We start from the raw sequence: 11,242 nt of genomic DNA, 5'->3' as shown, positions 1-11,242 counted from the left end.
GCTCCAGCCCCCTGCCGCGCCCGCCTGTCCCAGCCACTCGGCCACCTGGGGGATCCACCCCACACCCCGCGACGCGCCCTAACGCCCCGCAGCCCCGCCCCGCCCCAGCCACTCGGCCAACCGCACAGGGTCCGCCCCGCGCCCCGTAGCCTCCCGCAACGCGTCCTGCACGGCACGGGCACGCTCCGGATACCGGCACAGCAGGCGGGCCGCGGCCTCTGAGCCCGCCGTGCCGTCCCCGGAAGGCGCGAGCGCCCGGCCGAGGCCCACCCAGGCGACCACGGGCGCGCCCTCACCCGACAGCTGTGCGGCGTAGGCGTCCCGCGCCCCGCCACGGTCGCCACAGGCCAGCAGGACATCGGCCTCTCCGACGCCCTTGACGCCATCCTCCTGGGCAACGGCAGCGGCAGCGACAGTGGCGGCAGCAGTCCGCCGCCACGCCCCATCCGGGTCAGTGATGCGGTACCGGGCCAGGATCGCCGCGACGTCCAGGAGCCGGCCGTCCGGATCCGGGGCAAGGTCGGGCCCGGCGGCCAGGGCAGCGGGTGGGCGGCTCTCGCCCCGGAGCCATGCCCGCACCGCTTCGTCGACGGCCGCGGCGGGAGGCCGCAGATGGTGCACGCGCCAGCGGGCCCGATGGTCGGCGGCTGCTTCCCGGGCAAGCTCAAGCTCCCGAGGCGGCACCGCGTCGGCCATCCACTCCGCGCACCTCTCGCGCAGAGCCTCCACGACGCGTCGGCCAAGCGGGGTCAACTGCTCGTGCCCGAGCACCAGATTCAGGGTGGACCACACCTGGTCCCGCCACAATGCGAACTCGAAGTGGGCCAGCGGGGCGTACCCCGCGTCGGCGGCATGCCGGTGGGCGCGCCAGAAGCGGGCGACCCCCGCGAAGGCGTAGATCCCCTGCAACAGACCGCCCAGGGGCCGCGGATCGTCACGCCAGGGAGCGTAGAAGAGCTCCTGCGACGCCTGCGCCTGCGCCTGCGCCTGCCCAGGTACCGGCACCGAACCCGGGACTCCCCGAGTCAACGCCTCCAAATGCATCAGCCCGCCCAGCTTCGTGTGCTGGAACTCGTGCACCAACGTCGCGGCGAGCTGCGCGGCATCGTCCGGATGGGACGCGGTCACACTCCCGAACGCGTCGCCCGCCGTCCCGCTGTAGGGCCGGAACCGCTCTCTGGCCGGCACGGGAGCCACCGACATCAGCCCGAGGCGCATCGCATCCGCGCTCTCCGCGTCATCGCGCAGCAGCACCTCCCACGCGTCGGCGAGCAGCCCCCGCCAACTCGCGTACTCCGCGGCAGACATGAGAACGGGCGCGCTCGGCCGAGGGAACGTCCGGTAGGGGTCGAGCTCCTCAAGGACCAGCCACTTGCGGCCGCCCCCGGACCCGACGGCCACGCGACGCACCGCATGCCAGCCAGGCCCGCTCTCCTCCCGGTCCGCCGGTACGACCACCTCGCCATCCGCGCCGACAACCTTCAACCACCCGCCCACGGCGACGACTTCGGCCGTGTCCCAGGCCCCCTCGCCCGCCGGCAGCACCGCGCATCCCAGCGTCGGCAGCGGCACGGCACCGCGGCGCACCGGAACCGTCATGGAGAAGTCGAGGCCCGCCCGCGCTCCCGCCGCGGCGGCCAGCGCCGACAGGTGTCCGATCACCACCCATAAGGGCGCGTCGTCGTACGACTTGCCCCTCAGCCGGCGCAGCGCAAGCGAGAGCCACATGCCGGTGTGCGGGCACATCAGTACGTCTTCGAAGACCTCGGGCGACTGCTTCTGGACGCGTTCGAGCAGCGCCCAGGCCGCCTCGTGCGACACCGCGTTCCCGGAGCCGAGCGGCAGCCCGCTCCTGGCCAGCCCGTCGTCCACGGCGCGCAGCAACAGCAACCGGCGGCTTCGTTCCGCGGCGAGGAGCTCCGCCACGGCCTTCTCGCCGCCCTCGCCGCGCGCGAGGGCGCGCACACCGGATGCCGAGAGGTGGTGGAACGACAGGTCCGCCGATATCGCGGACTCACCCGCCATGAGCCCTCCACCGCACCGTACCGAGCGCCTCAGTCGATGCGATCCGGGGGGTTGTACGACACGGTGATGGCCTGTGGCCCGTCGATGTGCCGCAGGAGCTGTTCCAGCGATTCGGCGACCGCCGCACCGCCCATGGAACGCAGCGCTTCAAGAGAAACCCCCGAGAGATCTACGAGATCGGACTCGACGGCAGGCATCGATCGGTCCACGGCTGCCAAGTCCCCTCCCGCGATTCCGTGCATGCGCAGTCCCTTTCCTCTTCATGATGACCCAGCACGGCACGCTGCGAAACCCCGCATCCGAGCCGTGCCCGACATCAAGTCAGCAGTATCGCTTGGCCAGTTGGGCCGCCTCACGGTCCACATGGGCCACCTCCGACGACTCCCCCTCAAGGAGACGGACGGCTTCCAGGAGCTGATCGAGCGTGCCCGGATAGCTCAGGCAGGTGCGCACGATGCCGTAGATGTCCATTCTGAGCCGGGAGTCCCTCGGCCTGTTGGCGGCGATCTCCGCGTCGATGCTGGCAAGCACAAGACCCAGGCTGTTCGCATCCCTCAGGGACGGAATCCTCACCAACGCGTCCACCAGACCCATGAGTTCACGCAAGGGCAGGTCAGAGGGGAGAGCGGCCAGGCTCCCGGGTGTCTGGAATCCGTCCGGACCGGCCGCGGAACCGAGCCCTCCAGGCTTGGGCAGACCGGCGTCATCGTGCAGGCTCGCCAACTCGCCGGGGGACAGAACCTCGTACCAATGGTCCACCCGGCTGGCCGCGAGCCGGCCCAGACCGTCCGACCGGTGGTGGGAACTGACCACGCCGATCACAGCGCCCCCGGACCAGACCACCGCACCCGACATTCCCTCCCACGGGGAGCGGCCCGGTTCGAGGGCGGCGTGGGGTGCGAGAACGGCCAGTTCGAGTGTGCCCTCGCGGCGGTTGGAGAGGACGGAGACGGTCCCCACGACATGGCAGGAGTCGCGGTACTGGCTCGGAGCGCCGTCGTCGAGGAGGCGCATGCTGTCGTCGCGCAGCTTGAAACGGGGAAAGCCCATCGCACTGACGGGCAGCACCACATCGGACTCGGGTACGGCGGCGTAGCGGGGCGTTTCGACGGGCGCACTTCCAGGCGGGGCGTCCGGAATTTCGAGGAGTGCGACATCCGCGGCCTCGGCGAGCAGCACCACACCCGCTTCGGCGCTCCACTCCCCCGGCAGATCGGCGTCGAAGCGCACCCGCACCGATGCCACCGGGCCGCTGACCACATGCGCGGCCGTCAGTACGCGCCTTTCCCCCACGCGGTAGCCGGACCCGCGCCGCCCGGGTTTCCCACCCGGCCTCTCCACCAGCACTTCGGCGACGCGCGCCGCCTCAAGTCCCCCTGACGCTGACATGGCGGCCGGGCTCAGCGCTCACGTGCGGTCGAGTCGCCGCTGACGAAGGGCCGCTGATCGGAGCCGCGCACGCGGGGCTCCAGGCTGAGGGTGACGCGGTGGGTGGTGCTGTTCGCCTGCTGGGCGGAGGCGCCTGCCTCGACGACCCAGAAGCGGATCCTGCCGTCCGCGGTGCCGGTCCGCTGCACGGCGAACTCCGCCTCAAGCTGTACGGCACCCAGTTCGAAGCGCAGTTCCTCGTCCTCCGCGGCCGTCATGGCGGCGGCGAGTTCCCCACGTAACTGCGCGATCATCTCGGCGAGTTCAATCACGCCGGGCCTCTACCCCCGGCGTGTCGCCCCCACACTGCGGAGGCGAACCGAGGAGAGCCGAAAGGGGCCGGCCGGCACGACGACGGCCGGCCCCTGGGGCAAGGTCAGCCGTTGCCGTTGCCGTTGCCGGACAGGACCGGGATGTCGTCCAGGATGTGCGACAGCGGCTCGTCGCCCTTGGCCTGGGTGGAGTTCTCGGTGCACTGCTGGTTCTGCGGCGCCGACAGGATCGGGATGTCCTGGACTCCGATGTTCACGAGCGCGAGGATCGACTGGACGTTCGCCTTGACCGGCACGGCGATGCAGGGCTTGTTCAGCGTGCCCTGGACGAGCGTGAGCTGGGGGCTCTGGTTGCCCTTGGTCGCGGAGTTGCCGAACGCCGTCTCGGATCCGTTGCCGCTCAGGGACGTGGTGCCCGAGTCGTCACCGATCGCCATGGCCTGGGGGGCCATTCCCGCCGAGACTCCGGCGACGGAGGCGGCAATGGCCGCGGATGCCCACAGCTTCTTCATTGTGATTCCCTTCAAGAGCGGGCTCCCTTGGCAGAGCCGCGTGATGATCAACTGCCTGACACGGCGATGGTTGCGACCTTCGACCCGGTTGGCCTAGTAATCGGACGGCCGTCAACGGCATGCCAGCGTGTCACCGCGGACCGTGGAGACGCTGCCGAACCGCGGCGGATCGCTCAGCCTGGCCGTCGAGTTACGGGAGGTCAGAGGGCGGTCGTTCTTGACGGCGGTGAACACCTTGTGGGCCTTGGCCCGGTCCCACCGAAGGGTCTCCCCGACGTCCTTCATCGACGTGTTGAATCCACTGACCGGCACGCTGGTGAACTCCGTCGACGACGCCGGGAGCCTGCCCACGACCTTGGCGAGCGACAGAAGCTGTCCGGTGCTGAACCCGCGGTCGACCCGCGCCGACCCGAGCAGCGCACGGCTCAGATGCGTCGCCCTGACGGAGTCGGCCAGAACGTTCTCCGTACGTACGCTGCGCAGCGCGCCGATCAGGAAGCGCTGCTGGCGCTGGATCCGCCCGAAGTCGGCGCTCCCGTCCACGTGCCGGGAGCGGACGTACTGCAGGGCCTGGCCGCCGCCGAGCCGGTGGCGGCCGGGCGCGAGGTCGAGCTTCGTCGTCCTGTCCTTGAGGGGGCGGGGCGTGCAGACCTCGACTCCGTCGACGATGTCCACGCTGTCCATGAACCGCCGGAAGTCGAGCTGCAGATAACGGTCGACGCGGACGCCGGTCATGCCCTCGACCGTCCGCACGGACAGCGCCGGACCGCCCTCCGCGTAGGCGCCGTTGATCCTCCCCGGATGCGCCGCGCGCCGCTGCCCCGTGGACTTGTCCCGATGGGCCGGGATGACGGCGTAGGAGTCCCTGGGGATGCCGACGACGCTGACGCGGTCCCGGGCTTCGGAGACGTGCACCAGCATGAGCGTGTCCGTGCAGTCGCAGGCGACACCGCCCGCGCGGAACTCCTGCTTCTCCTGCCGCGTGATGGTGTCGCGGCCGTCCGTCCCCATCAGGAGGATGTTCATACCTCTTCCCTCGTCCGGACGATTCTTCATGTCACCGAAGACGTCGACGCGTTGGGCAGGAAGTGGCAGGGCCTTGGCGTTTCCCATTCCGGCCGCCGCGACGATCAGAAGGACACCCGGAATGACGAGACGCAGCCGTCGCGCCCCCCGGGTGCCGGTCGGTGAGTAGAGGTGAGTGAGCACGCCGATCTCCGCCGCGGGGGAACAGGGACGAATAAAACGGTAAACCGTTCGACGGCCCTGCCGGGTGAGGGAGCTGCGCGGCTCACGAACAACAACTCGTTCGCCCTAAGCCGTTCGGTTTCGCGGGATTCAGCGACTGGAACAGATGGCTCGACACACGCCCGTCGACGGCGAGGGACTATGGCTGACTTCAAGAGGCAATGGAAGCGGCAAGGCCTCATCCCAGTGAGCAGGAGTTCTCCGGAACTCCGCGTCAACGACCCCATCTTCACGTCCTTGCGGGATTCCTGGGCAAGGCAGGGGAAAACCGTGCCGGGACGCCCCGACCCGGAGTGGGCGGCTCTCGTCTCCCGCGACCCCTGGCCACGGGGCTGACCCACACGGGGAGTTGAACATGGCAGCGGGCCGCCGGTGACCGGCGGCCCGCTGAGCAATGCGGGAGGATCAGTGGTTGGCCGTCCCGTTGCCGGACAGGACCGGGATGTCGGAGAGGATGTGCGACAGCGGCTCGTCGCCCTTGGCCTGCGTGGAGTTCTCGGTGCACTGCTGGTTCTGAGGCGCCGACAGGATCGGGATGTCCTGGATTCCGACGTTCACGAGCGCGACGAGCGACTGGAGGTTCGCCTTGACCGGGAGACCGATGCAGGGCTTGTTCAGCGAACCCTGGATCAGCGCCATCTGCGGGCTCATGTTGCCGTACGTGGCGGAGTTGCCGTACGCCTGCTGAGCGCCGTTGCCGCTGAGCGACGTGGTGCCGTGGTCGTCACCGATCGCCATGGCCGACGGAGCTGCGGCGGCGGACATGCCGACGACGGAGACGGCAACCGCGGCTGCAGCCATACCCTTCTTGATCACAACTAATTCCCTTCTGAAGAAACCCCGTTCGCCGGAGCGTGCTGATTAACTCCACGCACCGCGCTTAGTTGCTCCGGTTCACTCCATTGGCCCAATGCGGGGCCGACACGGACCCCAACCGAGTGAAGCCCCGAAACCCAAACTCCCGCAGATCGGTTGGTCAGCCCGCAGTGACTCGAGCTTCTGCCAGAAAAGGAACACACAAAATGATGAAGAAGGCTATGGCCACGGCGGCAGTTGCCGTTTCCGTCGTCGGTATGGGCGCTGCCGCGGCCCCTTCGGCGATGGCGATCGGTGACGACCACGGCACCACGTCGCTCAGCGGCAACGGCTCCAAGCAGGCGTACGGCAACTCCGCGACGCACGGCGACATGAGCCCCCAGCTCTCCCTCGTCCAGGGTTCGCTGAACAAGCCCTGTGTCGGGCTCCCGGTCAAGGCGAACCTCCAGTCGCTCGTCGCGCTCGTGAACATCGGAATCCAGGACATCCCGATCCTGTCGGCGCCTCAGAACCAGCAGTGCACCGAGAACTCCACGCAGGCCAAGGGCGACGAGCCGCTGTCGCACATCCTGAACGACATCCCGGTCCTGTCCGGCAATGGTGAGTTCAACAACTGACCTGCCGATGTGAGGTCCGCTCGGGCCGCCGGCCTCCTCCGAGGTCCGGCAGCCCGAGCTCCTTCATTTTCGAACGCTTCGAAAATGCGGTAATTCGGGTGAATTTCCAGGACATTCAAAACGGGCGGTTTCTTCCGCATCTTTAACTCGTTTGCAGGCTGCAGGTCATGGTGCGAGACGTAAATGATGTGCTCGCTCGGTTTCGACTGCCAGATCGGCATGACCACAGAGAAGGGAACATCTGTGAAGCACAAGAAGAGCGCGACGATCATCGCCGGTGTCGTGATGGCGATGGGCATGGCCGCTCCCGCGTTCGCCGACGCCGGTGCCGAGGGTGCGGCAGTCGGTTCGCCCGGCGTCCTCTCCGGCAACGTCGTCCAGGTCCCGATCCACATTCCGGTCAACGTCTGCGGCAACAGCATCGACGTGATCGCCCTGCTGAACCCGACGTTCGGCAACACCTGCGCCAACACCTGAGGTAACCCAGCCGCCAGGCTGTTCTGTTCCATGGCCGGCCTTGGACCGTCACTTCGACTCCAAGGCCGGCTTTCCACTGCTCAGAGGAAGACAATCAGAATGCGACAGGTCATTGGTAAAGGAATGCTCGCGACCGCGGCCGCGACAAGCATCCTCTCCCTGTCCGGCTCGAACGCGTTCGCCGCAGCCGGGGACGCGGTGGCGACGGGTTCGCCCGGCATCCTGTCGGGCAACAGCGTGCAGGCGCCCGTGGACGTGCCGGTGAACGCCTGCGGAAACTCCGCGGACGCGGCGGCCGCGCTCAACCCGACCTTCGGCAACAACTGCGCCAACGCGGGCGATTCCTCGAAGGAACACGTGACGCACGCCCCGGAGCGGGCGTCGTCGCAGCACGCTCCCGCTCGGAAGGCGGCGCCTGCCCCGGCACCGGCTCCGGTCCCGAAGGCGGCGCCTGCCCCGGCACCGAAAAAGGCTCCTGCTCCTGCGCCGGTCCGGAAGGCGGCCCCCGCCCCAGCACCGAAGGCAGCCCCCGCCCCAGCTCCGGCTCCGGTCCCGAAGGCAGCCCCTGCCCCTGCCCCCAAGCCGGCTCACAAGGCGGCTCACAAGCCGGCTCACAAGGCTGCCCCCAGGCCCGAGAAGGACCACGGCACCCACGCGGTGGCCCACGGCGATACCGCGCACTCGCCCGGCGTCGCGGGGGGTAACAACGTGAAGACCCCCGCGGATGTTCCGGTGAACGCCTGCGGCAACACCGCGGACGTGGTCGCCCTGCTGAACCCGGCGTTCGGCAACCCCTGCGCCAACGGCACGCCTTCGCCGAAGCCCCCGCGGCACGCGGCACCCCCGCGGCACGAGGCACCTCCGCAGCACGAGACGCCCCCGCACCACGCGGCACCCCCGCGGCACGCCGCGCCTCCGCACCGCGAGACGCCTCCCCCGGCGGTCGCGCCGCCCGTCGGCCGTGCCGTTCCGCAGCCCGCGCGGCACGTTAAGCCGCACCAGCACCAGCACCAGCAGCCACAGCACCACCAGCCGCAGCGGCACATCGCGCCCGCCATGGCCGCGCAGGCGCCGGCGGCCGTCCCCGCGAAGGCGTACGTGCCGGCGCAGCTGGCCGCGACCGGAAGCGAGCAGGATCTGATGGCCGCGGCCGCGGTGAGCGCCGCTCTGCTGCTCGGCGGGGGAGTTCTCTACCGGCGCGGACGCGCCTCGTCCGGTCGCTAGTACGCCGGGAAAACGCCGCTGGCGGGGAAGAGACACCCGAGGGTCTCTTCCCCGCCAGAACGGGAGGGGGGCCGGTCCGCGAAGCGTGTTGCCCACCCACGGCGATGGCGCCGACGGCTGGCGGAGGACAACAAGGCCCGTCCCACTGGGGCAGAGTCCACCACCTGAAAGCCGCCCGCGAAGAACCGATTCACCCGTTCGCCGACTTCGTCACCTATATGAGTTCCCGATTTCCGGGTTCTCGGTCAGCGGTTGACCGCGCCGATGGGTGCCCGGCGCTCCCGCTCACCGAACGGCGCCGGGACCACGGGCTCCGCGGGACCGCGCCGCAGGCTCCGTCGCACGCCTCGTACCAGCCTGCCCGCGGTGAAGGAGGCGCCGTGCACGAAGCGCATGGCCGGGCCGAAGCTGGATGCCGTCACCAGGCCCGCCAGGAACAGACCGGGATACGAGGACTCGAAGTCGGCGGAGGCGTACGGCTCGTCGGCGGCGTTCACCGCCAGGCTCTCGCGCAGCTCCGGATCCAGCAGGCGCAGCCGCTCGCTCGTCGCCTTGAAACCGGTGGCCGCGATGACGTGGTCCGTCTCGAAGCCCGGGCCGCAGCTCGCGCCGCCCACGGTCGTCAGGCGCACCCGGCCCGCCACGACGGACGCCGCCGAGACCTCGTGGTCGAGCAGCACCTCGACGCGGGACTCGACCCGCTCGCGCACCCACCAGGCTCCCGCCGGGCCGAGCGCCGACGCGCAGATGCGGGCGCGGGTGGGCTCGGGGAGCCGCCGGAAACCGCCCGGCACCTCCGAGTAGAACCAGTTGCGCCATCCGCAGCCGAGGCCGCTGTGCGGGGCGCGGGCGGACTCCCACCAGGGGCGCTTCCACGCCGGGGGCACGGTGTTCCAGTTCAGCTGGTGCGACCGGGCGAGTACGCGCACGCGCGTGCCCTGCTCGGCGAGGAGCGCCGCGGTCTCCAGGGCGGCCTGGCCACCGCCGATCACGGTGACGTCCCGGCCGCGGAAGCGGTCCAGGTCTCGGTGGCCGCTGCTGTGCGAGACGTACTCCGTGCCGAGGCCGCGCAGCGCCGCGGGGATCTCGATGAAGGGGATCACCCCGACGGCCAGGGCCACCGTGCGCCCGCGGAGGCTCCGGCCGTCCTCCGTGATCAGCTCGAAGCCTCCGGGGCAGGCGCTGACCGAGGTCACCATGCGTTCGTCGACGTCCGGTACGGCGCGGCGCGCGAACCACAGGCCGTACGAGGCGAACGTCTCCACGGGGACCGGTTCGCCGTGCCGGGCCCGCGTTCCGTTGCGCGCGCAGTACTCGGCGAGGCCGTAGCGGCCCCGGGGGTCGGAGAGGTTGGACGCCCACGGCTCCGACTTCAGGAACATGCCCCGCGGCATGTGGTCGCGCCAGGACGCCATGGGTCTGCCGAAGACGCGTACGTCGAGACCGGCACCGGCGGCGTGTGAAGCGATGGAGAGCCCGTAGGGGCCGGCTCCGACAACCAACAGGTCATACATCAGCAACTGCTCGCTCTCTCGTCGTCGGTAGGGCCGTCGTCGTCGGGGGCGACGGCGGCACGGTCGGCGGGCCACCGGGACGTACCGCCCGCCGCAGCCGGCTGAGCAGGCGCCGCGTCACGTGCCGGCACCACAGCACCCACATCGCGAACGCGGGAGCCAGGTCGTCCTTGGCGTGCCAGGCCAGCTCGCGGCGGTGTGCGGCGGAGGAGGCGGGTCCCGCCGTCAGCAGCACGCGCACCGCGCTCAGCGGGGCGTAGTTCTCCACGACGAACGCACGCTCGGGGAGAACGGCGGCGGCCGGCAGCGGACGGTGCGTCATGTCCAGGTGCTGCGCGCGCACCACGTCCAGGTCCGCCCCGTCGGCGAACAGCCGGAACTGGGCGCCGGGCCGTGGGTTGAAGTCGAGCAGGCAGTGCTCGCCCGTCGCCGGGTCCACCCGGAAGTCGAGGTCGAAGATGCCCCGGTAGCCCAGCGTGCCGACCAGCCGCTCCACACCGGCCCGCAGGCCCCGGTCGGGCGTCCACTCGCCGACCGCGGTCAGGCCCGCGCCGCGCGGCCACGAGCGGTGCTTGCGGCCGCAGCCGCCGCCCCGCACGGCACCCGTACGGTCCACGTAGCCGTGGACGAACCAGTCGCGGCCGGGCCCGCCCGGCAGGAAGGCCTGCAGCAGCAGGCGGCTGCCCGCCTCCTCGGTCCTGCGGTACAGCTCCCGCGCCTCCTTCGCCGAGCGCAGCAGGACCGTACTGCGCAAATCCGTCCCGGCGGGGACGAGCCATGGGCGGCTCCACTTCGCGACCACGGGAAGCCCCAGTCGGCGTACGGAGGCGGCGGCCTGTTCCGCCGATTCCGGCACGAGCGTCACCGGGTGCGGAATACCGGCCGACGCGCACAGCTGGGCCAGCGCCGCCTTGTCGGCCACCCGTTCGGCGAGTCCGCTCGCCTGGTCCGGCAGGAGATAGATGTCGGCAAGTTCCTTCTGCAGCCGGCCGATGGCGAGGGCTCCCGCGTCGTCCATGGGAATGAGGACGGAAGGCCGGGCCACGCGGTGGGAAATGCGGCGCAAGAGGGCGGAGATTTCGTGGAGTGACGCGCCCGGCGGCGGCGGA

General features: G+C 70.5%; 12 protein-coding genes. 3 read left to right on the top strand and 9 right to left on the bottom strand.

Features of this window, described 5'->3' with window-relative positions:
- Nucleotides 1–78: 78 nt before the first annotated feature.
- The 7 genes from ACGFX9_RS15245 to ACGFX9_RS15215 form a co-directional block, all read right to left on the bottom strand.
- Nucleotides 79–2,025, bottom strand: a complete 1,947-nt coding sequence (locus tag ACGFX9_RS15245; protein ID WP_393470797.1) for an HEXXH motif domain-containing protein — start codon at nucleotides 2,023–2,025, stop codon at nucleotides 79–81.
- A gap of 29 nt (nucleotides 2,026–2,054) precedes the next feature.
- Nucleotides 2,055–2,267, bottom strand: a complete 213-nt coding sequence (locus ACGFX9_RS15240) for a hypothetical protein (protein WP_393470794.1) — start codon at nucleotides 2,265–2,267, stop codon at nucleotides 2,055–2,057.
- 79 nt (nucleotides 2,268–2,346) lie between these two features.
- Nucleotides 2,347–3,414 carry a trypsin-like peptidase domain-containing protein gene (locus ACGFX9_RS15235; RefSeq protein ID WP_393470791.1) on the bottom strand — a complete coding sequence of 356 codons (1,068 nt, stop codon included), beginning with the start codon at nucleotides 3,412–3,414 and terminating at the stop codon, nucleotides 2,347–2,349.
- An 11-nt stretch (nucleotides 3,415–3,425) separates the two neighbouring features.
- Nucleotides 3,426–3,725 (bottom strand): trypco2 family protein, encoded by a 300-nt coding sequence (locus ACGFX9_RS15230; RefSeq protein WP_393470788.1) that lies wholly within the window; start codon nucleotides 3,723–3,725, stop codon nucleotides 3,426–3,428.
- A gap of 104 nt (nucleotides 3,726–3,829) precedes the next feature.
- The gene (locus tag ACGFX9_RS15225) at nucleotides 3,830–4,237 is read right to left on the bottom strand and encodes a rodlin (RefSeq protein ID WP_393472404.1); all 408 of its coding nucleotides are present in this window, start codon (nucleotides 4,235–4,237) and stop codon (nucleotides 3,830–3,832) included.
- A 111-nt stretch (nucleotides 4,238–4,348) separates the two neighbouring features.
- On the bottom strand, nucleotides 4,349–5,446 hold the full coding sequence (locus ACGFX9_RS15220) for an LCP family protein (RefSeq protein WP_393470785.1): 1,098 nt from the start codon (nucleotides 5,444–5,446) through the stop codon (nucleotides 4,349–4,351).
- 444 nt (nucleotides 5,447–5,890) lie between these two features.
- Nucleotides 5,891–6,301 carry a rodlin gene (locus tag ACGFX9_RS15215; RefSeq protein WP_393470782.1) on the bottom strand — a complete coding sequence of 137 codons (411 nt, stop codon included), beginning with the start codon at nucleotides 6,299–6,301 and terminating at the stop codon, nucleotides 5,891–5,893.
- A gap of 206 nt (nucleotides 6,302–6,507) precedes the next feature.
- Between ACGFX9_RS15215 and ACGFX9_RS15210 the strand changes: the two genes are divergently transcribed.
- The 3 genes from ACGFX9_RS15210 (at nucleotide 6,508) to ACGFX9_RS15200 (ending at nucleotide 8,619) form a co-directional block, all read left to right on the top strand.
- Nucleotides 6,508–6,918 (top strand): rodlin, encoded by a 411-nt coding sequence (locus ACGFX9_RS15210; RefSeq protein WP_393470779.1) that lies wholly within the window; start codon nucleotides 6,508–6,510, stop codon nucleotides 6,916–6,918.
- A gap of 219 nt (nucleotides 6,919–7,137) precedes the next feature.
- Entirely contained in the window at nucleotides 7,138–7,395 is a 258-nt protein-coding gene (locus ACGFX9_RS15205) for a chaplin (RefSeq protein WP_393470776.1), read from the top strand.
- A gap of 123 nt (nucleotides 7,396–7,518) precedes the next feature.
- A complete protein-coding gene (locus ACGFX9_RS15200) occupies nucleotides 7,519–8,619 on the top strand; it encodes a chaplin (protein ID WP_393470772.1) in 1,101 nt (366 codons plus the stop codon).
- A gap of 245 nt (nucleotides 8,620–8,864) precedes the next feature.
- Here the strand turns inward: ACGFX9_RS15200 and ACGFX9_RS15195 are convergent, their stop codons facing one another.
- On the bottom strand, nucleotides 8,865–10,133 hold the full coding sequence (locus tag ACGFX9_RS15195; protein ID WP_393470769.1) for an NAD(P)-binding domain-containing protein: 1,269 nt from the start codon (nucleotides 10,131–10,133) through the stop codon (nucleotides 8,865–8,867).
- Nucleotides 10,126–11,151, bottom strand: a complete 1,026-nt coding sequence (locus ACGFX9_RS15190) for an ATP-grasp domain-containing protein (protein ID WP_393470767.1) — start codon at nucleotides 11,149–11,151, stop codon at nucleotides 10,126–10,128. The genes ACGFX9_RS15195 and ACGFX9_RS15190 overlap by 8 nt, the downstream gene beginning before the upstream one ends.
- Between the last annotated feature and the right edge of the window lie 91 nt (nucleotides 11,152–11,242).

Origin of the sequence: Streptomyces sp. NPDC048436, assembly GCF_043200355.1 — a bacterium.
In the GTDB taxonomy this organism is placed as follows: Bacteria; Actinomycetota; Actinomycetes; order Streptomycetales; family Streptomycetaceae; genus Streptomyces.
This window is presented reverse-complemented; position numbering and strand designations above follow the sequence as displayed.